Annotated in this window: 22 protein-coding genes and 1 riboswitch; of the genes, 19 read left to right on the top strand and 3 right to left on the bottom strand. The window is 36.2% G+C overall.

Annotated elements, in window-relative coordinates:
- The first annotated feature begins 1 nt into the window (after position 1).
- Positions 2-655 (top strand): YesK family protein, encoded by a 654-nt coding sequence (locus MKY13_RS09120; protein ID WP_191699417.1) that lies wholly within the window; start codon positions 2-4, stop codon positions 653-655.
- Between the two features lie 124 nt (positions 656-779).
- On the opposite strand, the gene MKY13_RS09115 is transcribed toward MKY13_RS09120, so the two are convergent.
- Complete coding sequence (locus MKY13_RS09115; RefSeq protein WP_191698955.1) at positions 780-1,016, bottom strand: DUF2651 family protein; 237 nt, start codon at positions 1,014-1,016, stop codon at positions 780-782.
- Positions 1,017-1,332: 316 nt separating this feature from the next.
- On the opposite strand from MKY13_RS09115, the gene MKY13_RS09110 reads away from it, so the two are divergent.
- The 8 genes from MKY13_RS09110 (at position 1,333) to MKY13_RS09075 (ending at position 10,586) form a co-directional block, all read left to right on the top strand.
- Positions 1,333-2,859: a transglycosylase SLT domain-containing protein gene (locus MKY13_RS09110; protein ID WP_339216667.1), complete on the top strand. Its 1,527-nt coding sequence runs from the start codon at positions 1,333-1,335 to the stop codon at positions 2,857-2,859.
- Positions 2,860-3,136: 277 nt separating this feature from the next.
- Positions 3,137-3,685: a DUF2179 domain-containing protein gene (locus MKY13_RS09105; protein ID WP_191698957.1), complete on the top strand. Its 549-nt coding sequence runs from the start codon at positions 3,137-3,139 to the stop codon at positions 3,683-3,685.
- A gap of 251 nt (positions 3,686-3,936) precedes the next feature.
- Positions 3,937-4,359, top strand: coding sequence for an RND transporter (locus tag MKY13_RS09100; protein ID WP_339216663.1), 423 nt, complete (start codon positions 3,937-3,939; stop codon positions 4,357-4,359).
- A gap of 229 nt (positions 4,360-4,588) precedes the next feature.
- A complete protein-coding gene (locus MKY13_RS09095) occupies positions 4,589-5,437 on the top strand; it encodes a DUF6612 family protein (protein WP_339216660.1) in 849 nt (282 codons plus the stop codon).
- Between the two features lie 167 nt (positions 5,438-5,604).
- The gene (locus MKY13_RS09090; protein ID WP_339216658.1) at positions 5,605-7,113 is read left to right on the top strand and encodes a S41 family peptidase; all 1,509 of its coding nucleotides are present in this window, start codon (positions 5,605-5,607) and stop codon (positions 7,111-7,113) included.
- A 69-nt stretch (positions 7,114-7,182) separates the two neighbouring features.
- Positions 7,183-8,082, top strand: coding sequence for a CobW family GTP-binding protein (locus MKY13_RS09085; protein WP_339216656.1), 900 nt, complete (start codon positions 7,183-7,185; stop codon positions 8,080-8,082).
- A 178-nt stretch (positions 8,083-8,260) separates the two neighbouring features.
- Positions 8,261-8,980, top strand: coding sequence for a CAP domain-containing protein (locus MKY13_RS09080; RefSeq protein WP_339216654.1), 720 nt, complete (start codon positions 8,261-8,263; stop codon positions 8,978-8,980).
- Between the two features lie 529 nt (positions 8,981-9,509).
- Positions 9,510-10,586, top strand: coding sequence for an undecaprenyldiphospho-muramoylpentapeptide beta-N-acetylglucosaminyltransferase (locus tag MKY13_RS09075; protein WP_339216652.1), 1,077 nt, complete (start codon positions 9,510-9,512; stop codon positions 10,584-10,586).
- A 92-nt stretch (positions 10,587-10,678) separates the two neighbouring features.
- Here the strand turns inward: MKY13_RS09075 and MKY13_RS09070 are convergent, their stop codons facing one another.
- Positions 10,679-11,227, bottom strand: a complete 549-nt coding sequence (locus MKY13_RS09070; RefSeq protein WP_339216650.1) for a GNAT family protein — start codon at positions 11,225-11,227, stop codon at positions 10,679-10,681.
- A 383-nt stretch (positions 11,228-11,610) separates the two neighbouring features.
- Here MKY13_RS09070 and dapF point away from each other — a divergent pair, with 383 nt between their 5' ends.
- From dapF to MKY13_RS09020, 10 genes are all read left to right on the top strand, one after another.
- Complete coding sequence (gene dapF / locus MKY13_RS09065) at positions 11,611-12,576, top strand: diaminopimelate epimerase (protein ID WP_339216648.1); 966 nt, start codon at positions 11,611-11,613, stop codon at positions 12,574-12,576.
- Between the two features lie 24 nt (positions 12,577-12,600).
- Positions 12,601-14,634, top strand: coding sequence for a diguanylate cyclase (locus MKY13_RS09060; RefSeq protein ID WP_339216646.1), 2,034 nt, complete (start codon positions 12,601-12,603; stop codon positions 14,632-14,634).
- 114 nt (positions 14,635-14,748) lie between these two features.
- On the top strand, positions 14,749-15,420 hold the full coding sequence (locus MKY13_RS09055) for a response regulator transcription factor (protein ID WP_339216644.1): 672 nt from the start codon (positions 14,749-14,751) through the stop codon (positions 15,418-15,420).
- Positions 15,417-16,823 carry a HAMP domain-containing histidine kinase gene (locus MKY13_RS09050; RefSeq protein WP_339216642.1) on the top strand — a complete coding sequence of 469 codons (1,407 nt, stop codon included), beginning with the start codon at positions 15,417-15,419 and terminating at the stop codon, positions 16,821-16,823. Before MKY13_RS09055 ends, MKY13_RS09050 begins: the two co-directional genes overlap by 4 nt.
- Before the next feature lie 314 nt (positions 16,824-17,137).
- Complete coding sequence (locus MKY13_RS09045; protein WP_339216640.1) at positions 17,138-19,945, top strand: 2-oxoglutarate dehydrogenase E1 component; 2,808 nt, start codon at positions 17,138-17,140, stop codon at positions 19,943-19,945.
- A gap of 95 nt (positions 19,946-20,040) precedes the next feature.
- Positions 20,041-21,300 carry a 2-oxoglutarate dehydrogenase complex dihydrolipoyllysine-residue succinyltransferase gene (gene odhB, locus MKY13_RS09040; RefSeq protein ID WP_191698970.1) on the top strand — a complete coding sequence of 420 codons (1,260 nt, stop codon included), beginning with the start codon at positions 20,041-20,043 and terminating at the stop codon, positions 21,298-21,300.
- 139 nt (positions 21,301-21,439) lie between these two features.
- Positions 21,440-21,625: riboswitch (Lysine riboswitch) on the top strand.
- Between the two features lie 117 nt (positions 21,626-21,742).
- A complete protein-coding gene (locus MKY13_RS09035; RefSeq protein WP_191698971.1) occupies positions 21,743-22,573 on the top strand; it encodes a transporter substrate-binding domain-containing protein in 831 nt (276 codons plus the stop codon).
- Between the two features lie 115 nt (positions 22,574-22,688).
- Complete coding sequence (locus MKY13_RS09030) at positions 22,689-23,435, top strand: amino acid ABC transporter permease (RefSeq protein ID WP_339216638.1); 747 nt, start codon at positions 22,689-22,691, stop codon at positions 23,433-23,435.
- A gap of 3 nt (positions 23,436-23,438) precedes the next feature.
- On the top strand, positions 23,439-24,173 hold the full coding sequence (locus MKY13_RS09025) for an amino acid ABC transporter ATP-binding protein (RefSeq protein ID WP_339216636.1): 735 nt from the start codon (positions 23,439-23,441) through the stop codon (positions 24,171-24,173).
- Between the two features lie 346 nt (positions 24,174-24,519).
- Positions 24,520-24,717, top strand: coding sequence for a DUF6501 family protein (locus tag MKY13_RS09020; RefSeq protein ID WP_191698974.1), 198 nt, complete (start codon positions 24,520-24,522; stop codon positions 24,715-24,717).
- 47 nt (positions 24,718-24,764) lie between these two features.
- Here the strand turns inward: MKY13_RS09020 and MKY13_RS09015 are convergent, their stop codons facing one another.
- A complete protein-coding gene (locus tag MKY13_RS09015; RefSeq protein ID WP_339216634.1) occupies positions 24,765-25,871 on the bottom strand; it encodes a toxic anion resistance protein in 1,107 nt (368 codons plus the stop codon).
- Between the last annotated feature and the right edge of the window lie 6 nt (positions 25,872-25,877).

Below are 25,877 nucleotides of genomic sequence, written 5' to 3'. Positions count from 1 at the left end.
GATGTATTTTGTCATGTTGTTTGGATTGTTTTTAGGTATTATATTTTTTGCATTTGTTTTTATTGCTTCAAAAAGGAGCAGCAAATATTATTTAGCACCAGTCATTACCTTTTTGTTTTCTGGAATGATTGTGGCATACAGCCTATTTCTCGTTGGGGGATTCGAAGGAATGGGGTATTTATTTTTAGCAGTAGGATTTCTTGTCGTTAGTATTGTAGGGACATTGCTGTTACCGTTATTAATTCCTAAGGTTAAATCAAAATCGTTTAATAGAAAAGATAAAATTAGTTTGTTCCTTTTACCTATTCTATTTTTTGCAACAATCGGGATAGCCATAATTTCAGAAGATGGCTACTGGATTATTGAACAGTCAAGCGCTGCTCCTGTAGAAACAGAAGGTTACCGAATTTCCACTATTTCTGAAGGTAGCAAAGCAATCACTTTACAGCTTGGGGAAAAATACCTTGGAAAAGAGATTGAAGTGAAAAAGGTAAGTAAACGAGGGGCGACAGAAATAATTTTGAAATTTGTAGATGGAGGGGATGATGATAAAGTTCCTTTTATAAAGATCGGTCTAAATGAAATAAACGAACCATTGAAAGTACAATCAACGGATGGCGATATTATTGAATCATTAGGGGGCACATGGGATTAAAGTTATCTAAAATTGAATAGAAATTATAGTTAGTTAAAGGGTAAGCCAGTCCAAATAATGGTGCTTAATGTACGCCAGACTAATAGCTTATGTAATGATAGAGGAGAAGTACTTGTATGTAGCTTTACGCACAAGTACTTTTCCTTTTTATAGTGTTCATAATACTAGTGATGATCGAGAAAATCGTAAATATAATCACCCAAAAGAAGAATGTTTCACCAAATGTTGTAAACGTAAGTATTGTTAATACGCTAAATACGATTAATGGAGCGATGAACCATTTTTTAAATAACAAATAACTTATTGATGAAACAGTATAAATGATAATAGGTAAAATTAAAAATACTAATAGAAATTCCATACTATCCTCCTAAAACATCAGCTTTTGCTAAAACTATGTTAATACTTTCTCGTATTAAAATTGTAACATAGGAAATTTATGGTTGATATAGTTTTAAATTTTTCATAAAAAAATTAACAGTATACAACGGACGAATTTATCGAATGAAAGCTTTACTATTCTTTTGCTGAATTGTATCAGATTTTGATAGGAAGCATTCAGTGTATCAAGTAACAAAAATCGCCGAATTTTCACACTATCTCAAATAGGGTATTTATGGTAACATGTAACTGAATCTTTCAATGTTACAAAATAAAAGGAAGTGTAATAATCACATATGAAAAAGATATTGAAACCATTGATTAGTATTGTTGCCATTGGTGCACTCTCCCTATCTATCAATATAAATCAAAATGTATTTGCGGATACATGTGAGTATGATACATCATCAAAGGTAAACCCAGACTATTCCACAATGAACTGTTTGTTAACGGAAACAGCACTGAGATATAATGTGCCTCCTGAAATTGTGAAGGCGGTTGCGGAAGGTGAAAGTGGAAATTGGCGACATTTTGATCAGAATGGCAAAGCGATTGTGACGGCTGATAATGGAATTGGTCTTATGCAAATTACTAATCAAGCGCGCTACGATCAAGAGAAGCTAAAAAGTGATCTTGTCTATAATATTCAGGCTGGCGTAGAGACGCTGGATAAAATGTTTAATCGCAAGGATTTGCCTAGCATTAACGGCGGGGAAAGAGAAGTATTGGAACATTGGTATTTCGCGATTATGGCTTATAACGGGACTAAACCAGTAAATAGTCCAATTGTCCAAGCAACGGGTGAAAGAAATGTTAATGCCTATCAAGAAAAAATTCTCGGAATTGTTAAGAAATCTGAATTAATTAACTTAAAGGAACTGCCATTTAAACGTGAACATTTCCAATATGACTCTAACAGCAAGGAAAATATTAAATTTTCAGCACTGAATTATCAATTTGATTTACCATTAACAAAATCAAAGTATTTTTTCAAAACGAATCAAAAAGTAAGTGCAACAGCTAACCCTAAATTTAGGTCAACACCTACAACGAATAATGAAAATATTAAGGGTACTTTAAATAAAGGCGAAATGGTTACCATTACTGGTCCATTTGTATACGATGAAGTTTCAACGAAGAAAAACCATTTTGTTTGGTATCCAGTAAAAAGAAGCGACGGGTCAGAGGGGTATGTAGCTTCAAGTTATTTAGAGTACCCGGAAATGACAACGTTACCGGTACCGAGTCCAGCAGAGGGTACTACACCTATACCGGACTACTCAGAATATATTAAAAAGTATGCTGATTTCAACCCTACAGCTTGGTGGAAAGATGATATGATTTGGGCAATCGATCGAGGCTTAATTAAAGGGTACAATGACGAATGGAACGCAAAAACAAAGAAATACGAAACCCAGCTACAACCGAACAGACATTTAACGGAAGCTCACTTCTTAACAATATTCTTCCGTTATGCTCAAAATGATGAATTAGCAAATGTAAAAGGCACGTCGTCTTGGAGCAGAAGTGGTATATACAACATGGCGGAAAAATACAAAATGCCTGTACTGGCAAATGAAAAATCCAAAGCATCTAGAGCTTTAGCTGAAAGTGGTATTAAACGTGGTAAATTAGCGCAATTGATGGTCTCTTACCACTTAGGTAAACAAGTAAGTGAAAACGAAGCCATTAAATTTTTCATGGATAATGGGATTACTACGGCTAAATCAATCGTTGCATACGAGCCTGACCGAATTTTAACTCGAGCTCATATATCTGCGTTTATTCAAAGATATGAATCATTCGAATCAAAGCAAAAATAATAGAACTTAGAAAACGGTTGCGTTCTTGCAATCGTTTTTCTATTTTTTGAATATCCAAAAGGCAAGCTCACTATTAAAGTTGAGGTTGCCTTTTAAATTTATCCAATCAATATTAATAACATTGCAGAATAATTTTAAGCACTTATTTCTTGGGTAACACGTAGTCTACATAAGCTTTTTACCATTTTCATTCCTCCACTCTAATAAAATTATATGACTATAAAAATAATTTTGGGGTAGAAGTAAAGAAAATATTTATTATGAAAGAGGCGTTAACATGCAAGAAATACTACTAATTTTGGCAATACAACTAGTTTATGTACCTTTAATGACATTGCGAACGATTTTCTTAGTAAAAAATATGCGACTTCTCGCTTCGATTTTTGGTGTTATGGAAGTACTTATTAATGTATTTGCATTATCTATCATTTTCAGCGGCGATCAAAACTTCATAGCGATGCTCGTATATGCACTCGGTTTTGGTCTAGGAATCCCATTAGGAACAATGATTGAAAGTAAACTAGCTGTTGGTTATGTTTCTGTTACGATCAACACGCAGGAAAAAAATCAGGAATTAATTGATATGTTAAGAGATAATGGATTTGCCATCACGACGTATATTAGCCAAGGACGTGACAGCGACCGATTTAAATACGAAATTTTGGCAAAGCGAAATCGTGAAAAGGAATTGTTCAATCTTGTAGAATCAATTGAACCTAAGGCATTTATCATTTCATATGAGCCTAAATCATTCAGAGGCGGGTTCCTAGTCGATCGAATGCGTAATAAAAAGTTTAAACTTAAAAAGAAGTCTGAAAATAGTTGATAAGTTTGAATTAAAAAAATCAGTAATTACATGTATAAATAAATAAAAATGAATCAAACTATTAATGATGGTCGGTTAGCCATCGAATGATTTCGGCGCAGAAGGCTTCGTCCTTCGCGCCTTTTTTATGCTTATAGACTGTCAAATTTATTTAAAAATGATGTTATGGAAATCCTCTTTTCTTCAAATAATGAATAAAAAGAGGTGAAAAGATGAGTAAAGAAGTTGGGAAGATATTTGTACAAAGGATAATGAATAATAGTGATCCATTATCAAACATCGTAACAGTGCACCTTTTTTGTGAAAATGCGATCAATAGCTTAATTAAAGCAAAGGCTTTTGGCGTCGAGGATTTCTCGAAAAAGAATAAGGGGGAGACATATATCCCTATACTCGATTCCAATTATTCAACAAAATTATATTTTGTATATTCAATGGGTTTAATCGAACAAAAATTGTATGAAAACTTAAGGTTGCTTAACCATTGGCGAAATAAAGCTGCCCACAATATCCATGAAGATATAAAGAAATTGCCTATCGATTTTCATATTTATAATGAAAACCATTCGATTACAGCAGGGGCCGATGAAAATGAAATCGTCTTAGGTGTAGCCTTTGCAACTTATGTTGAATTACATAAGTTCATCGAAGAACAATATCAAATCAATATTTGAATAAAGGCGCTAATTTTATATCGATATAAGAGGGTTGGGAATGCATCAAAGTTCCTGACTCTTTATTTTTGATAGCTTATTGATATTTGCTGCATTTTGGTTAGTTCGTATTTCATAAAACACATTTTAATGATGGGTATATATAACGAATATCTATTACTACTGCTAAAATTGTCTAAATAAGGGTATAGGATATAAGTAGTTTATTTTTACTAAGGGGATGGACAATTTGAAAAAAAGATATTATTTAGCTATGAGCGCACTGTCAATTGCAGTTGTAGCAGGTTGCGGAGATACAGCTGAACCAGTAGATGGTACTAAAGATGAAGCAAGCTTAACATTGCAGCAAGTCTTTGAAAAAGCAATGGAACGTCAACAAAATTTAAAAAGCGTCCATGCAGAAACGAATATGGATCAAGTGACGAATTTAATGATGGACGGCGAAACAATGCAAATGACGAGTACCTCTAATTTAGCAATGGACATCACACAAAATCCATTGGCAATGTATACAAACGGTAATATTGAAATGGATATGAGTGGCGAGAAATTCGATATGCCAATGGAAATGTACATGACCGAAGAAGATGGGTTTTATATGTTGAACGGCGAAACAAACGAATGGATCAAGTTGCCGGACGAGCAATATGAGCAAATTATGGCACAAGCTGGGGCACAGGCAAATGCAACAGACCAATTGGAACAATTACAGCAATTCATTGATGAGTTTACATTTGAACAAGACGATGAAAATTACTTATTAACCTTAAATATTCAAGGTGATGAGTTTAAACAATTTATTCTTTCCCAAATGGGTGCAAGCTTAGGTGAATCCATGGAAATGTCCAACGATATTTTAGAGAACATGTCGTTTGAAGATTCCCAGTATAATATAGTAGTTGCAAAAGATACATTTGATACGAAGGAAATCGATTTGGACTTAAAGATTATCACTAACATCGAAGGTCAGGAAACAACGATCGAAAATGATGTTAATGTTGTGTACTCGAAGTTCGATGAGGTAGATACAATTAAAATTCCGGATGAAGTGTTAAAAGAAGCAACAGTAACTGAATAATTGACAAGCAGTGGATGCGCATTTTTACGTTATCCACTGCTTTTTTTATTTTACATAGGAAACAAAATAAAAAAATTATCGTCTGTCCTTTTCTAGTCGCCTCTAAACTGATATTATTGATATAGTGTGACATCAGTCAGTGTAAAAATGAGAGTGGTGAAATTAAAATGGATGAACAAAAAAGAGATGTAGGACAAACAGAACAAAGTGAGCAGCAAGTTAAAGTTGAAAAGCCTGCTGGTAAGTATTTACGGATGAAACCATTCGCATTCATTATGCTCATTTTCCTAACAATTATATGTACAGCTGGTTTAACTATCTTTGCATTAACGTTTGGTGAGCAAAAGGTCGTTGAAGTAAAGGTACCTGTTGAACGACCGGAATTTAAAAAGCTATATGATGCATATGATACACTTCAGCAAAAATATTTCGAAGATGTAAATGAAGAAGAAGTGGTATATGGTGCAATCAACGGAATGTTTGATGCATTGGGAGACCCTTATTCAGACTATATGAACAAAGAAGAGGCTAGCTCGTTTAACGAAAACCTTTCTTCAAGTTTCCAAGGCATTGGTGCAGAAATTCAAGAGAGAAACGGCTACATTATGATTGTCTCTCCAATTAAAAATACACCTGCTGAAAAAGCTGGTTTACAGCCAAGAGACATGGTGCTGGCAGTTGACGGCAAAAGTGTAAAAGGTATGAGTTCCACTGAAGCTGTACTCCTTATTCGTGGAGAAAAAGGTACAGAGGTGACATTAACAATTCAACGCGGAGATGCGGAAAGCTTTGACTTGACGCTAGTACGTGATGACATCCCTGTGGAAACAGTATATGGTGATTTAGATGAATCAGGAATAGCTCATCTTCAAATTACATCATTTAGTGAAAATACAGCAGTAGAACTCGAAAAAATTCTAATCGAATTTGAAAAAGAAGGATTGAAGGGGATTGTTATAGATGTTCGCCAAAATCCTGGTGGGTATTTAAAAGCGGCCATCGACATTTCAAACCTATTCGTTGAACAAGGTAAAACCATCGTACAAATTCAAGAGCGTAATTTAGAGCCTCAAATTGTTGCGGCGGATAATCGTTCTAAATATAAGCTGCCTATAACGGTATTAATCGATGAGGGAAGCGCCTCTGCCTCAGAAATCTTAGCAGGAGCTTTAAAAGAATCGGCAAATGCAAAAATTATTGGCTTAAAATCATTCGGTAAAGGCACAATGCAAGAAGTAATTTACATGGAAGATGGCGCTAACTTAAAGTTTACAACGGGTAAATGGCTAACACCAGATGGAAACTGGGTAAATGAAAAAGGAATCACGCCTGACGTGAAAGTGAATTATCCAGATTATGCTTCACTGCCATATATTGACCCAACTCAAACTTATGAATTAGGTACCGAACATGTAGCTATTGAAACGGCAGAACGTATTCTCGAAGTACTGGGCTATGACCCGGGCGAAGTGAATACTAAGTTTGATGAAGCAACTGAAGCGGCTTTAAAAGCGTATCAAGAAGAAAATGAGCTGGAAATAACGGGGATCTTAACAGGAGATACAACATATGCATTAATGGATGCCATTAGTGAAAAGCTCAAAACTGAAGATCCTCAAATTTTAAAAGCTAAAGAACTATTAGGTGTAACGCCTGAAGAAACAACAGCAGACTAATACAAAAGATGGGCTAGTATAAAGTGGAAATCACTTTATTGCTAGCCCATTATTATAGGAAGTGAAAATATGAAAGATGTTTATTTATTTAGTGGCTTTTTAGGAAGTGGCAAAACTTCCATGTTAACGGATGTGATTCGTCAACTGAAGGAAGCAGGTTTAAAGCCAGCCGTAATTATGAATGAATTAGGCAAGCTGCCTTTTGATTCGCAATCTGTAGAGTCAGATGTACCTTTAAAGGAAATGCTCGAAGGCTGTATTTGTTGTAGTGGCGCAGAAAAGACCGAGGCGCAAATTCAATCGCTTTTGCATGATCAGGAATTTGATGTATTAATTATTGAAACAACAGGTGCAGCACATCCTGTAGAGGCACTGGATGCCGTGTATTCGCCATTATTTGCAGAACAGTTGAATATAAAAGGTATTGTTACAGTAGCCGATAGCCGATTATGGTTAGATCGCACTACTTTAACACCACAAGTTCGTTCGCTGTTTATGGAGCAGATTCGCCATGCACACTTAATATTAGCGAATAAAACGGATTTGCTGACAGATTCCGAACAAGCTCAAGTTGTATATGAACTGCAAGGGTTTAATTCAAAAGCGTTCATCTTACAAACAACGAATGGTCGTGTTCCACTTAACTTGTTACAAAATATGCAATCGACAGCCCGTGTTTCAAAGGATGACATCGTATCAGCGCGCATCGGTGAAAGCTTTAACTTAGGCTCTAGATTAGTACATTTTAATACTAGTTTTACTCAAGAACAGTTTGAAGGGTGGATACGGGAACTTCCGGAAACGGTTTACCGCATGAAGGGATATGTACCGATTGAAGGGATTAAAAACCCGATGCTGTTTCAATATGCTTACGGTATGGTGCAATGGCTACCGGAATACGTGAAGATGACACCAAGCCTCGTAATAATCGGAGAGAATATAAAAGACGTGGAAATTATTGGACAATAACTCGTCAATACCTTTTCAAATGCAATGTTTGAGGAAATTGGATAAATTTATAGGGAAAATGAAGTGAGATTTAAGATTATAAGGCTTATAAATTGGTAGATGGACAACTTACCAATTTATAGGCCATTTTTTTATAGATTTTTCATTTACGATGGGATTACGAAAGGAGGCGTACAAAATGAAAAAATTAATATTACCATTTTGTGCAGTAATACTTTTTGCAACACAAGCACCCGTTGCGAATGCGAACGCAAACGAAGGGGGCAAAACAACTACAGGAATCAACTACTATCAATCAGCAGCAGAATATAAGATGAAGCTGAATCAAAAATATAACTCTCAAAAAAATACACCTCAAAAACAAGAGGTATCATCAAATACAAGTAAAAATACATCTGTTAAAGAAGTTACTAAAAAGCAAACAACAACTAGTCCTTCTACAAATGCAACAACACCAAAAACTGAAACAGTATCGACAGTAAAGAATACGAATGCAGTAACGAATACTGCTACTGATCAAGTAGCGGCATTTGAAGAGAAAGTAGTAGAACTAACAAATGTAGAGCGTACTAAAAACGGTTTAAAGGCATTACAAATAGACCGTCCTTTAATGGCAGCAGCTCGAGAGAAATCACAGGATATGAAAGACAATAACTATTTCTCTCATACTTCACCGACATTTGGTAGCCCATTTGATCGTATGAAAGCATTGAAGATTTCGTATAAAGCTGCAGGTGAAAATATCGCAAAAGGTCAAAAATCACCAGAGCAGGTTGTAGAAGCTTGGATGAACTCAGCAGGACATCGCGCTAATATTCTAGATAAAAATTTCACGCATATCGGTGTAGGTTATGTTAAAAACGGCCACATTTGGACACAGCAATTTATTAAAAAGTAAAGATTATTGGTATATCACTTATAAATAGTGGTTTAAAAAGAATGTAGACAAAAGGTCTCGAGAGACGAACTCTCGGGACCTTTTTATCTTTTTAATTATTGCTAGTTAACGTACGCTCGCGGAGGATTTACAAAATGCTAAGCTGTGTTATTTATATTTTATTGAAATAATAATTATTTTATAATATTTAATTTGAATTTGGTCGACATCCGTTTATCTTTAACACAAGCATTTTATATCGGGTTCAATTGTGCTACAATTAACGGTATACTTAAATTTACTTTAAAATAAAACGATGTAAAATTGTTATGTGAATTGTGGTGAATTACCAATAAATACTTTTTAAAAAATAATAATTATTAAAGGCATACATGAATAGATGTAGAAAATGGGCCTAAAAAAACTATTTTAATAAAAAATTAACTAAAATTAAATGGCAGACTAAATAATATGATATTTATCGAAGCATGTTGAAATGTCTTGATGCATAAAATATAAAAAATGACATTTGCTTTGTTAGGAGAAAATTATGAACGAAAAATCAATTATTTTAACAGGTGGAGGAACAGCCGGTCATGTATCTTTAAATGAGGCAATTATTCCATCCTTATTAGAAGCAGGATATAAAGTACATTATATTGGTTCGCATGATGGCATAGAAAAAGAACTGATAGGGAATGCCTTTCCGACATTACCATATCACAGCATTTCAAGCGGGAAGCTACGCCGTTACTTTTCAATGCAGAACTTTACGGATCCGTTCAAAGTGTTGGCAGGGGTTACACAAGCTTTTACTATTATTAAGCGAGTGAAACCGACTGTCATCTTCTCAAAAGGTGGTTTTGTGTCGGTACCGGTAGTAATAGCAGCCAAACTGGCGAATATTCCCGTCGTTGTACATGAATCGGATGTAACACCAGGGTTGGCAAATAAAATTTCATTGCCATTCGCTTCGCATATTTTTACCGTATTTAAAGAGACGATGAAGCATTTGCCGAGCGATAAAGCCACATGTACTGGCTCGATTATCCGGCAGCAACTTTTTGAAGGTAACCGCGAACGTGGTTTGGAACTTTGCAATTTTACTTCGGACAAAAAAGTACTTCTTGTTATGGGCGGCAGTTTAGGGTCGGTGGTAATTAACGATGCACTTCGTAGTAACTTGTCGGCATTGCTCGAAAAATACCAAATCATTCACCTTTGCGGCAAGGGGAATAAAGATGCGTCATTAAATAATCTGGAAGGCTATTGTCAATTTGAATATGTGACGAATGAATTGCCGGACCTGTTATATGCAACAGATTATGTCGTATCAAGAGCGGGCTCAAATTCTATCTTTGAATTTTTGACACTGCATAAGCCAATGCTGCTAATTCCTTTATCAGCGGCAAAAAGTCGTGGGGATCAAATATTAAATGCAAATCTATTTAAAAAACAGGGGTTTGCACAAGTATTGGATGAAGAAAAATTGACAAAAGAATCATTTTTACAAGCCATCAATCACCTTACTGCAAAAGCAGATGAAATGATTGACCATATGGTTGAAGTTGAACATCCTAAAACCCCGAAGGAAATGGTCGGTTTAATTACTCAATATGAAAAATAAAAAGCGAGAGGCGTCCCAACAATGTGGAGAATGCCTTTCGCTTTAATTTATAAGTTATTGATAATGCATGCCTGATTTATAAAACGTTCATTTTACATCGCTTGTTCTTCTGCTTCCTCTTGCGTGTTGGCAGTTGTTAAGTAGAACAGGTCTTTTGGTATTTTGAATAAACGAAATTTTGTAGTGCCTTGATTGATTTCTTCAAAAAGCAGTGGATTTGTAAGCTCAGCATCGATTACATACGGCAATTTTAATGCCGCTGCCTGTGATCGACCATTTTCTTCCCGTACGCGTAAAAATACTGTATGGAAATCATAATCAAAAAACAACTCATTTAAAAACGCCAGCTTTGCTTTTTGATTGTAGCCTACTCCTTGATATGGCTTCCCAATCCAAGTACCTAAAAAACCGGCACCATCCTGAATATCAAAGATACTAATTGTGCCGATTGGAGCGCCCCACTCATCAACAATCGTACGTGAGATTGTTTGGCCGTTTTGCTCTTCTTCGATTAATTGTTTAGTCATAAATAAGTACTCTTCAGCAGAAGTTGCTTTTTGACGTACATATGGAAACACAGACGGATGACGTAATAATTCGTATAATTCTGCAGTTTCATGAAGTTCTCTTTGTTTTAACATGTGAAACGCCTCCTTTTAAGAAGAAAATGGTAGAGCCTGTAGTAAAGAAATAGTGCAAATAATCTTCTAATGCTAAAAGGTTCTTTATCATAAGGCAGTAGTCATTTCGAACTTGATCTTACCTAAAAGAATTTGACGTTAAACTATGGAACATAATTTGCCGGTCTCGCTCTATCCTAGACAAATAAAACAATATCGAAATAAGAATTGTATCTACATTTTATTATAATATATTCTCTTGGCGCAACTTTCAAGCTCGAAAAAAACATTTTTTTCTACTATAAGTCTATATATTCTGAATAGTCTAATTAATAATAATATTGATGACAATTTGTTTTTTTACAAAGTATAATATAGTAATTATGAGAAGGTGAGGCGAAAGAATGAAAGTACAATTAGTTAAAGTTCACGGTTCAGGAAATACATTTTATTTATACGAAGCATTATATGACGATAAGCTTGATTATGTGAACATGGCTAAGCAATTATGTAATCCTTCTATAAATGGAGGAGCAGATGGACTGTTGCTCGTTTTGCCCTCCGATATTGCCGATGCTAAAATGCGCGTCATAAACGCGGATGGTTCGGAAGCTTCTATGTGCGGCAATGGCTTACGCTGTGTTGCACGACATGTATGCGAAAAATTGGAAATCGATGAAGCGATTATTGAAACGATGCATGCTTGTTTAACAGTAAGAAAAGAAGCTCCTATTTTTGAACAGCTTCCAACATATTCAGTGGAGATTTCCCCTATTTCATTTGAATTATCATCTTTGCCGCTGTTTTTAGAGGATAAGCAGGAATTGCACCATGAGCGAATTGCGGTATTTTCTGAAGATATTCCTTTTACAGCCGTTTCTGTCCCTAACCCACATTTAATTGGAATTGTTGAAAAAAAATATATAGAGAATACATCCCATCAACAGCAGCTAGCTGCATTTTTAAATTCGGATAATGAGTATTGCCCAAATGGTGTAAATGTCAGCTATGTGCTGCCTATTTCAAACGATGAAATTTTCGTTCGCACGTATGAGCGAGGTGTAGGTTTTACAAATGCATGTGGTACTGCAATGACCGCTTCAGCATTGATTTCTACAATGGAGAACATTGTTTCAGGTAATTTAATTACAGTTTATAATCCAGGTGGCTTCGTCCAGTGTTCGGTTGAACAGTATAATGATAAATGGAAACTGTCACTTATTGGAAATGCAACTATTGTAGGGTATTATGAAATAGAATATAGTCATAATAAAATAGAGTTTATTGATTGTGTTATAACAGAAGAGCAAGTACAATATGATAAATGTAATATTTATACAGAAAACAGGTTAAGAAGTTTTACACAGTGAATAGTGCAATAGGGGGAGCAAGTAATGAACGCCATTTTTTCCATAAATCAATTGGATTTGTTATTCAAGAATAGTAGTGATGCTGTTTTCTTTATGGAAAGAGTAGATGATCAGTACCGCTATATTTATGTTAATGAAGCGGCTATAGAATTAATAAACGTTAATCCTACCGGTAAGTTATTAGAACAAGTCGTACCTTCCCATTTAGCAAAACCGATTATTCAAAACTATAATTTGACTATACAAAATCAAAAACAAATGGAATACGAAGATTATACGTATGATAAAATGGAAGTTCGAAAACAGCGTACGACATCGATACCAATTTTTATAAATGAAAAAACTTATGTTTTGGCAATTACAAAAGAAGTTTCCCTCGGGCGTGACCTGGAAGACAAATATCTTTTCATGCGCTCATTACATTCCAGTTCATTTATATCTACACTTTTAGTATCCAATGATATGCATTTGCTCGAAGCAAATCCTACTTTTATTCATGAATTTAATATTTGTATGGAAGATGCTCTTACTCAAAAGTTGTTTGAAATGCCTTTTATGGACGGTAAGAGTGTAAAACATCTTAAAAAATATATAAAATGCGTTCAAAATGGGGAAAGTATTCAATCGCAGATGCTATATTTTATTGATAAAAATAATGAGCGTCGATGTTTTACTGCGTCCTTCTCCTCACTGACTAGTAACGATGCGACGATTGCTGTAATTATTATGCTACATGAGATTACAGAATTTATTAAACAACAGCAAGCTTTGCGAACAGCTTCACATGGCTTGGAAATGTTTAAAAATGCAATTAGTTCAGTAGCAGATGTTATTTTTACCGATGTACATGGAGTGATAACGGATATTAATGATCGTATCATAAAAAACACCGGCTACAGTCGTGAAGAAATCATCGGAAATACACATCATATTTTCAATTCAGGTACCCATAACAAAGAGTTTTTCGAAAATTTATGGAGCACAGTTAAAGAAGGGAATGTATGGCGTGATGAAGTTTGTAATCGCAAGAAGAATGGGGAAATTTATTGGGTCGACTCCACAATTGTTCCGTTAAAAAATGAATTTGGGGAAATTGAACAATATTTCACTGTACAATATAACATTTCTTCGGAAAAGCAACTGCTGTCTGAGTTATACAAAATCGAGCGGATATTCCGGGCGATTACAGATAATACGAATGACTTTATCGTTGTGACTGATCGTTATGGGAAAATTAAATATGCTTCACCTTCATACATTAGAAAGCTCGGCTACGAAGAGAATGAACTAATTGGGGCTCCTTACGAAGATTTGCTTATGCCTGAAAGTATTAAAGTATGGAAGGAAGCGCTAAACCCTAAAGAAATCGATTTAGTAGAAGAATTGAAAATCGAATTGCTGCTGCATAAAAAAGATAACAGCCCGATATGGACGGAGGGCAATTATACGATATCCTTAGATTTATCGCACCATGAAATTTCGGAAATTGTGATGGTATCCAGAGAAATTACCGAACGCAAAGAACTGGAAGATAAATTAACTTATTTGGCTTATCATGATAGTTTGACGCAACTTGGCAACCGCAGAAAACTATACAAAGATTTCCCTCTGATTCAAAGTGAAGCGAAGCATGCTGATACAAGTCTGGCCATCTTCTATCTAGACGGTGACAACTTTAAACAAGTTAATGATTTATATGGGCATGATGTAGGGGATGAGTTTTTAATACAGTTTGGCAATTCACTCGTTAAAAGTGTTCGACAAGAAGATTTAGTCGTAAGATTAGGCGGAGATGAATTTTTAATCGTATTTACTGGACTATCAAATTTCGAAATAGAGCGTACGGTTCAAATTGAACAAATAATGAATCGCATTCAAGAAAACTTGGAAATTGGATGGAGAATAAGAGGGGTGCATTTCTCTCCTACTGTATCTATAGGGATTTCCATTTACCCGCAGCATAGCGAATCCCTGGATGAGCTCATTGATTTGGCAGACCAGGCATTATATCAAGCAAAACAGTCCCCGGAATATCAATATTGTATTAGTGATGTATAACGGAATAGCTAATGGAAGGTACGGAAAATTTATTCCGTATCTTTTTTTATTTAAAATACAAATGGTAAACTAGATTGTAATAATAGATATTATTTGATTGAAAGAGGGAAAGGCATGAGTCAAAAAATATTAATCATTGAAGACGAAAAGAGTATTGCTCGTTTTTTAGAGCTGGAACTTCAACACGAACAATTTGAAACAAAGGTCGCTTATGATGGGAGAACCGGCCTTGAATTAGCGCAAAGTGAAATATTTAATTGTATTTTATTAGATGTGATGTTGCCTCAGTTAAATGGGATCGAAGTATGCCGCAGAATAAGAAAGACAAGTGATGTACCCATTCTTTTAATCACTGCACGTGATGAAGTGATGGACCGTGTGGCGGGACTGGATGCAGGGGCGGATGATTATATAGTGAAACCATTTGCTATTGAGGAGTTGCTCGCAAGGATTCGTTCTATATTAAGAAGGGTAAAGCATACCCATACTTCCAAACAATTGGTCGTGCGTGATTTAGAAATAGATGTCGATGCTTATGAAGTGCAGTTTGAAAATAAGAAAATCGAGCTTACCCGAAAGGAATTCGATTTATTAAAATTGCTTGTGGAAAATAAAAATCATGTATGTACTCGTGAGCTCATTCTTGAAACCGTTTGGGGGTTTGATACTGAAGTAGAAACGAATGTGGTCGATGTATATATTCGACATCTAAGAACGAAACTTCAAACAAACAACGACCCGTATATCGAAACAGTTCGTGGGGTAGGATATGTGATGCGCGGATGAAAAAAGGATATATAAAACAATTGCATTTATCCTTAAAATCAAAGTGGATGCTTGCTGTAGGCGTAACAATTTTTATAAGTTATGCCATCATTTCAATTGTACTGTATATAGCATTACAAACTTGGCTTATTAATAATGAAGAAAAAAATGCACTACGTACAATAGATGATATGTCCACTTTTTTTGAAGCACAGGAGAACACTGTTACAATACAGAAACTGCAAAATAATTCAGCTTTAATGAAAGCAATTTTGACCCAGGAGCAAACGGTTCGTATATTTAATTTGGATGGTATTGAAATTATGCGGATAAATGATGTAACATCTGCGGCGGAATTTCCAACCGAAGAAATGAATTATTTTTCAACTATTATAGAGAAACAATCAATTGACGGTACAGAAGGATATGTCATCCACAGAGCGGTACGAATTGGACAATTTCAAGGAATTATGCAGCTCATTCATCCTTTGACGACATTCCATACGATGATGAATTATATACTGACTACCATACTTATCGTTGGATTTGGCGCAATGCTCTTCTCTGTTTCAATCAGCTATTATTTAGCAAATGCATTAGTTAAACCGATTGTCCAACTGAGGGATGCAATGCATTTAGTGAGAAATAATGGGTTTAAAGCACAGCCACAATTCGATTACTCAGCACATGATGAATTAGGGGAATTACTTCAGATGTATCGTACGTTAATGAATGAGCTTGAAATTTCGTTTACAAAGCAACAACAATTCGTTGCTGATGCCTCCCATGAACTGCGGACACCAATCCAGGTTATCGAAGGTCATTTATCATTAATTAAACGTTGGGGAAAAAACGACCCGGAAATTTTGATGGAGTCATTAACTACTTCCTTAACGGAAATTTCGCGCATGAAAAAAATGATTGAGGAATTATTGCAACTGGCTCGTAGGGAGGAAGCTGACGAATCTGCGGCAGCTAATATAGAAGAAGTTTATGAACAGGTGAAAGAAGAATTACTACAGTTATATCCAGATACACAATTCAACTTATCTGTTGTAGGACAGAGGGCAGAGGCTGCAGTAACAGAACATGCGCTAGCGCAAATCTTTAGAAATATTATGAGTAATAGTATACGATATAATAGCAATGTGCCAAATCTTCAAATAAACATTCTTTATAACGATACGGACTCAACAATATTAGTAACAATAGAAGATAATGGGCTCGGCATTTCAAAGGAGCATTTACCGTATATTTTTGATCGTTTTTATCGGGTTGATGAATCACGTACTAATCATGTGGCTGGTACGGGACTCGGCTTAAGTATCACAAAAATGCTTGTCGATAAATACCGAATCTTGATGAAAGTGGATAGTACTTTACAAAAAGGCACTATTTTTTCCCTGAAATTCCATAAAAAATAGAATAATTTTAGTCAATCTATTTATTATTTCAATAGTTCAAGAAAAAATATGCTAATTTTTATAAAAAGAGTTGTATTTTTTGTGAAGAGTAGTAAGATTGAGATGGAAAAAACGTTCTTCCCCCTTTTATAATGTGCTTTTAGTCTATGTGGAAGAGTGGTAAAATATTATTTGATTTATTTTGGTAGATAAAAAAGTAATACTTTATTATCAACAGCAGAAGGATAATAATTTTTATATTGTGATATATAAAATTATTTCTTTCTAAGTAAATTATTGGAACAGCCATAAGGCAAAATTTGGAGGTTATTTTCATGTCGAACAATGTATTACCTGCAGGTTCTCCATGGTCTGCATTCTCTGGTCCTAACTTAGGTTATGTATTAGAGCAATACGACTTATTCCTGCAATCTCCTGAAGAAGTTGAACCGGAATTAGTACAGTTATTCCAAGCTTACGGTGGTCCTGTATTTGCAGATGGTCAACAACCAGTTGCAACAGCAGCTGTAGCAGGTACTGGAGACTACAAAAAAGTATTAGCAGCAGTTAAATTGGCAGAATCTATTCGTGAATATGGTCATTTAGCAGCAGATTTGTACCCATTAAAAAATCGTCAATTAGACACTTCACGCATTGAAGAAAGCGTATTCAATTTAACGGCAGCAGATCTTCAGGCCATTCCTGCATCAGTATTTTTTGCAAATGTCCCTGCAGGCGTTACTAACGGTAAAGAAGCAATTGATTACTTGAAGTCTGTTTATACAGATAAAGTAGGGGTAGAAGTTGCACATTTACAAAACGCGGAAGAACGTGCTTGGATCGAAGCACAAATTGAAGGAGGAGCATTTAAAGCCTCTTTAACTCCAGAAGAAAAGAAAGCCGTGTTGGAGCGTTTAACACGTATTGAAAACTTTGAAAAATTCATCCATAAAACATTCGTTGGTCAAAAACGCTTCTCTGGAGAAGGTTTAGACACACAAATCATTTTATTAGATGAAATCATTAAGGCTTCTGAATCAAACGGTGTTAAAAATGTACGCATCGGTATGGCTCACCGTGGTCGTTTAAACGTACTGACTCACGTACTGAAAAAACCATACGATATGATGTTCTCAGATTTCGCACACGTTTCAAATGAACTTTTCTTACCGGAAGATGGCCGTTTACAAATTACTAAAGGCTGGACTGGTGACGTTAAGTATCATATGGGTGCATCTTACACACATGATTCTGGATTAAATGTAAAATTAGCATACAACCCTTCTCACTTAGAAGTAGGAAACCCGCTTGTAATCGGTTCTGTGCGTGCTGCACAAGATGATACTTCTAAACCGGGCGTTGCTAAGCATGATCCATCTTCTGCAATGGGTATTATTCTTCACGGTGATGCAGCATTTGCAGGTCAAGGGATTGTAACAGAAGGCTTTAACTTCTCTCAAACAGCTGGCTTTAAAACTGGTGGTACTGTACAGATTATCGCGAACAACATGATCGGTTTCACAACTGAATTGCATGATTCTCGTTCATCAAACTACTCATCAGATCCAGCAAAAGGCTATGATATTCCTGTAATCCATGTGAATGCAGACAGCCCTGAAACAGTAGCAGCTGTAGGTCGTTTTGTAGCGGCATACCGTGAAAAGTTTAAAAAAGATATCGTTATCGACTTGATTGGTTACCGTCGCTACGGTCATAATGAAACAGATGATCCGACAGTAACAAACCCTGAAACATATAAATTAGTAGCAAAACATGAGCCAATCCGAGCATTATATGGTGCACAATTAGCTGAAGCAGGTATTTTATCTGCAGATGAAGTTAAGGCATTGGATACAAGCATTTATGCAGAAATGCAAGCTGCTTACGACCATGTTAAGGCAATGGCAGAAAAAGACGAACATAAATCTACTGAGATGCCTGAAGAGTTAAAAATTGAATTCCCTGAAATTGACACGAAAGTTGATGCAGAGCGTTTAGCTAAAGTGAATGAAGATTTACTTGTATTTGGTGAAGGTTTTGAACCACAAAACAAATTAGGTAAAATTTTAGCAAAACGTCGTGATGCATTTACTGAAGGTAAAATCGACTGGGGTCATGCTGAGACATTAGCATATGCAACAATTACACAAGACGGCACACCGGTTCGTTTTACTGGTCAAGATGCACAGCGTGGTACTTTCTCTCAACGTCACTTAGTATTACATGACAAAAACAATGGTGCTGAATTTACACCATTACACCATGTTGAAGGTGCAAATGCTTCATTCACAGTTTACAACTCACCACTTACAGAAGCAGGTGTTGTAGGGTTTGAATATGGTTATAATTTAGAAAACGAAAACGTACTATCTGTATGGGAAGCACAATTCGGTGACTTTGCAAACATGGCACAAGTAATGTTTGATAACTTCATCTCAAGTGCTCGTTCTAAATGGGGTCAAAAATCTGGTTTCGTACTTTTATTACCACATGGTTATGAAGGTCAAGGTCCAGAGCACTCATCTAGCCGTATGGAACGTTTCCTACAATTATCAGCTGAAAATAACTGGTTCGTAGCAAACTGCTCTAACGCAGGCAACTACTACCACTTATTGCGTCGTCAAGCTGCATTATTAGGTACTGAAGGTGTACGTCCATTAGTAGTGGTTTCTCCAAAATCATTATTACGTCACCCATTAGCTGCAGCGACTGCTGAACAACTTGCAACTGGTCGTTTCCAGGAAGTAATTGAACAGCCAGGTTTAGGTAAAAATACTGAAGCTGTAGAAAAAGTAGTACTTGGAACAGGTAAAGTAATGATTGATTTAGCTGAACGTGTAAAAGATGGCGAAGGTTTTGACCATTTACACATCGTTCGTGTTGAACAAATTTACCCATTCCCAGCACAACAAGTGAAAGATATTATCGCTCGTTTCCCAAATGTGAAAGAAATTGTATGGGTACAGGAAGAGCCGAAAAACCAAGGCTCATGGACTTATGTTCTTGAAACATTATATGAAATTGCTGAAGGCAAAAAAGTTCGCTATGTAGGTCGTCCTGCAATGAGCTCAACTTCTGAAGGTGATGGCGATTCACATAAAGCAGCTCAAGCGAAATTAGTTAACGAAGCACTTGAAAAATAATATAATCGATTGATTGATACCGAGCTACTTCTATACAAGGTAGGGGTAGCTTGCTATACAATAACTGTATAGCGTAATAAAAGGAGGATATGAACGTGGCTGAAATTAAAGTCCCTGAATTAGCAGAATCAATTACTGAAGGCACAATTGCCCAGTGGGTTAAAAAAGTTGGAGATCGCGTAGAAAAAGGCGAATTCATCGTAGAATTAGAAACAGATAAAGTAAACGCTGAAATCATCTCTGAAGAAGCAGGCGTATTAACTCAAATTTTAGCTGAAGAAGGCGATACTGTTTTAGTAGGACAAGTAATCGCAGTAGTTGAAGCTGGCGAAGGCGCAGCACCTGCACCTGCAGCAAAAGAGGAAGCACCAGCTCCTGCTGCACCTGCAAAAGAAGAAGCTCCTAAAGCAGCAGCAGCTCCAGCTCCAGTAGCAGTTGAAGAAACTTCAGGTGAGCGAGTAATTGCTTCACCAGCAGCTCGTAAACTAGCTCGTGAAAAAGGCATTGACTTAGCAGCGATCTCTCCAGTAGATCCTCAAGGTCGTGTACGTGTTCAAGATGTAGCAGCTCATGGCACAGCGCCGGCAGCACCTGCACAAGCAACTGCAGCTCCAGCTGGAAATGGTCCAATGATCTTCACTCCAGCAGGTGACACTGATCGTGTAACTGTTGAAAAAATGAGCCGTCGTCGTCAAACAATTGCAAAACGTTTATTAGAAGTTAAACAATCAACTGCAATGTTAACTACGTTCAACGAAATCGACATGACTAACATCATGGCTTTACGTAAACGTAAACAAGAACAATTCGTGAAAGATAACGACATTAAATTAGGTTTCATGTCATTCTTCACAAAAGCAGTAGTTGCAGCACTTAAAAAATATCCATACGTTAACGCTCAAATTAACGGTGATGAAATTCACTTAAACAATTTCTTCGATATCGGTATCGCTGTATCAACTGAAGAAGGTTTAGTAGTACCAGTAGTTCGTGATGCTAACGCTAAGAACTTTGCTGAAATCGAGAAAAACATCGCTGAATTAGCTGGTAAAGCACGCGACAAAAAATTAGGCTTAAACGACATGGCTGGTGGATCATTCACTATCACTAACGGTGGTGTATTCGGTTCATTAATGTCTACACCAATCATGAATGGTACTCAAGCTGGTATTTTAGGTATGCACTCTATCGTTAACCGTCCAGTAGCTGTTAACGGTGAAGTTCAAATTCGCCCAATGATGTATGTAGCATTATCTTACGACCACCGTATTATTGATGGTAAAGATTCTGTTGGTTTCTTAAAAACAGTTAAAGAAATGATCGAAAACCCAGAAGATTTATTATTAAATTCATAATTAAAACTTTGAAAGCTAATTCGTAATGTATATTGCGAATTAGCTTTTTTCCTTTAAATTTCAGAAAAATGAGTGTTGACGGAAAAGTTGGAATAATGTTAAACTTAAACTATTAATTTAATAACAAAACCTCACAGCTTAGTGAGGTAGAGGTGCGGTATTTAATAGTTTTGTATGGAGTCATTGAGCTGACAGTGAAGTATAAAAGAAGGAAATATCGCCGAAGTGTTGTTATAGCTCGATTTAACAGCGCTGGGTCTGTAATAAATAATTGCAGGACTGTCTCAATCTTCTTCCCGGATGATTGAGGTGTGCTATCTCATATTGGGAACTGTAGAGGATTTGGGCTAATCGTGAATGTAAACGACCTAAGGATATCCTTTTTGGTCGTTTTTTTTCATTTTTAAAAGCCTGAAATACATTTATTAAGGGGAGAGTTAACTTGAAAAAGAAACTATTAATGGTCATTACCGCAATGATGACAATATTTGTACTTGCAGCATGCGGTTCAGATGACGAAACAACAACTGGATCAGACAAGAAAGTATTGAAGGTTGGTATGGAAGCCGGTTATGCACCTTTTAACTGGTCGCAAAAGGGCGATTCAAACGGTGGCGTACCGATTGATGGTTCGAAAGAATATGCAGCAGGCTATGATGTAGAAATCGCGAAAAAAATCGCTGAAGGCTTAGATATGGAATTGAAAGTCGTTAAAACGGACTGGGATGGTTTAATTCCTTCTCTACAATCTGGAGCAATTGATTTAGTAATTGCAGGTATGTCGCCAATGCCAGATCGTATGGAAGCGATTGATTTCACAGAAAACTATTATACAAGCGATTATGTAATTGTCGTAAAAGAAGATGGTCCATATGCAAATGCAACATCATTATCTGATTTTTCAGGTGCTAAAATTACTGGTCAGCAAGCGACAACTCACTATGACGTAATCGACCAAATCGAAGGTGTAAACAAGCAGGTTGCAGCAACTGACTTTGGTGCAATGCGCGTGCAATTACAATCAGGTGCAATCGATGGCTACGTTTCTGAGCGTCCTGAAGGGATCTCTGCTGAAATGGCATTAAACAACATTAAGTATATCGTTCCAGAGCCAAACTTCGAAGCAGATGAAGCTTCAACAGCTGTAGCAGTAGGGCTGAAAAAGGGATCTGATTTACGTGAACAAATTAACAAAGTATTAGCTGAAATTTCGGAAGAAGAGCGTCAGCAATTAATGGAAGACGCAATTGCAAATCAACCAGCAGCACAATAATCGTGTTGCAATTATTGTTTAATGAAGGTTGTCTTGCCGGCAAACGGGAGACAACCTTTTTCTATTATCATTGCTTAATACATATATTAATAAGAAAGAATTGGAGGACAAGGCTATGGCATTTTTAGAATCATCATGGAACTTGTTTACGAACAACTGGGATTTATTCGTACGTGGAGCTTGGACTGCACTTCTATTAGCGATTATCGGAACAATTTGTGGAACACTTATCGGATTCTTTATCGGAATAATGCATACAATTCCACAACGTAAAAGGAACGTAAAAACGATTATTTTGAAAGTATTTAACTTTATTTTAACTTCATATGTTGAGATTTTCAGAGGGACACCAATGATGGTACAGGCGATGGTTGTGTTTTATGGTCTCGTATATTTAGGGATTGACATTGACCGCTTTCTTGCAGCATCTGTCGTTATAAGTTTAAATACTGGGGCATATATGGCTGAGTATGTACGTGGGGGTATTGTATCAATTGACAAAGGTCAATTTGAGGCAGCTCAGGCAATTGGCATGAATCATCTTCAAACGATGTTACATATTGTCATTCCACAAGTAGCACGCAATATATTACCTGCAACAGGCAACCAGTTCGTTATGAATATAAAAGATTCTTCCGTATTAAGTGTTATTTCCGTTGTGGAACTATTTTTCACAGCGAACTCGATTGCCGGAAGCAACTATAAATATATCGAAGCATTCTTTATTGCAACGGTATTGTACTTCATTATGACATTTACCGTAACAAGGTTCTTATTACTGTTTGAGAAGAAGATGGATGGACCTGCTTCCTATAAAGTGGAGCTCATTACAGGCAATAAGCTAGAAAAGGATGGTAATTAAACTATGACAGTTGTAATTGATATTAACCATTTAAATAAAAAATTCGGTGACCATGAAGTATTAAAAGATGTTAACTTCCAGGTGAATAAAGGGGAAGTTGTGACATTAATCGGATCTTCTGGTTCTGGGAAATCAACATTGCTACGATGCATTAACTTGCTCGAAACGCCTACAGCCGGAGAAATCATATATAACGGAGAAAATATATTAAACGATGGCCATCATATTGAAAAGTACCGCACACATTTAGGAATGGTCTTTCAGCAGTTTAATTTATTCAATAACTTAGACGTGCTTCATAACTGCGTAGTCGGGCAAATAAAGGTGTTGAAGCGTTCAAAAGAAGAGGCACAGCAAAATGCGATGAAGTACTTGGAGCTTGTTGGTATGAGTGCCTATAAAAACGCAAAACCAAAGCATTTATCTGGTGGCCAAAAACAACGTGTTGCAATAGCCCGTGCTTTAGCGATGGATCCGGATGTAATGTTATTCGATGAACCGACATCTGCACTCGATCCGGAGATGGTAGGGGAAGTATTGAAAGTAATGCGTCACCTCGCTGATCAAGGAAATACAATGCTGATTGTGACACATGAAATGGAATTTGCCAAAGAAGTATCAGACCGCATCGTCTTTATGGATAAAGGGGTCATTGTAGAAGAAGGGGCACCGGAAGCAATACTTGTAAATCCAAGTCATGAACGGACGAAGGAGTTTTTAAAGCGTACGTTGCGTTAAAAATAGTGATTCATCTATAAAAATAGCTTATTACTAAAAAACAAGGGGTTTCCGGAAAATTTCATTCGGAACACACCCTTGTTTTTCTTTTGCCTAGCTTTACTTTCTCGAATTCCATTCACTAATAAGTATAAAGACAACGGCAAATGCAATTGCTATTGCAAAAAACCACATTGGAACACTACCAAATGCCATAAATTCCACCTCTGAATGTGAGTTTAACATGTACTACTGTTTCTATCAATTATTGGTGCTTACCGTTTTTTATACGATCGAGGCTTTCCTATAGCGGTAAAATCATATAAAATAGAAGAGTATAGATATTTGTTAAAAGTGAGGGAACAGCATGCTACATTTAAAATGGAAAGATGCACCTACGATTCGTACAGTAAAATGTGTACATACGGATGCGTCAAAGTATTTAGTATCAAATGTATTAACAGTAGGCAAAGAATATGAAGTGAAGAATGAGACGGAAGAATTCATCTTTGTTATTGATAACACAGGTGAAGTTGGCGGATTCTACAAAGAGTATTTTGCTTAAAAATAATGGGTACGTAAAAGGCTATTTTGTCTTTTACGTACCCATTTTTATTTTTGCTCTAAAATAATATGTTCGATCTCATGGCGCTTTTCATCTGTTTTCACATGCATACGTAGCGTGTCTTCGATATCATGCAATAGTTGAAGCTGAGTTTGTTTAAAGCGGTCAACATCGTTATGTGATAGTGCAGGACGTTTTGCTGCCTTACTGGAAGCCTCGAGCATCTTTCCGTTTTTCCGCATTAATTGCTCTGATGCATTCATAAGACGTTCCTGCGATTGCATAGCGCGACGCTGGTTGTTCATATTCAATAACATGGCTATTTGGGCCTGCCATAGAGGTATAGTCGTCATAATAGAGCTTTGAATCTTTTCGATTAACAGTTGATTTGTTTGTTGAATCATACGGATTTGGGGAGCATATTGGATGGAAACTTCCCGCGAAAGCTCTAAATCATACATACGGCGGTCAATCCATTCGATTTGCATTTCCAAATCTTTCAGTTCATGCTGTTTAAAAGGGTTTTGACCTTCTATTACCTCTTGTTGAAGGGCAGGCAACACAACATCCCTCATATGCTGTTTTTTTACTTCAAGCGTCGCAATATAAATATTAACTTCCTGAAAGTATTCCTCATTCATTGCATATAATTTATTTAGAAACTGGTAATCATTCAGTAGGGCACTTTGATTATATTCTAATTGAATACTTAATCGGTCTATTCTTTTACTTAATTTATTATAATGAGTCATGATTTCCTGAATAGACTGTTTGGAACGATTAAATAACTTTGCAAAAAATCCTTTTTCCTGCTCGATCAAAGCATCCGGATCTATCATTTCTAGATGCTGCATTAAATCAGATAATACTTCACCCACTTTTCGGACATCTTTTCGCTGGATGTATTGTAGCATTTGGGAAGTAAATTTCTTTAATGCTTCCTGAGCGGGCAAACCAAATGCAAGAACATCTTCATATTGTTTTGGTTCCAAATTTTGCGCTAGTTGTAATACCCTTTGCTTCATTTGATTTGATAATGATGCGAAAAGCGGTGAGGCTGCATTGTTCGCAACGTTCACCGCAAATTGTTCTTTACTTACTTGTAAGTCTGTATTCTCACTTGTTGTAAAGGCATCAAATGGATTATTCGTCATATTCAT

Source organism: Solibacillus sp. FSL W8-0372 (assembly GCF_037969735.1).
GTDB classification, from domain to species: Bacteria; Bacillota; Bacilli; order Bacillales_A; family Planococcaceae; genus Solibacillus; species Solibacillus faecavium.
The sequence above is the reverse complement of the archived record's forward strand: the minus strand, read 5'-3'. Positions and strand labels throughout refer to the sequence as shown.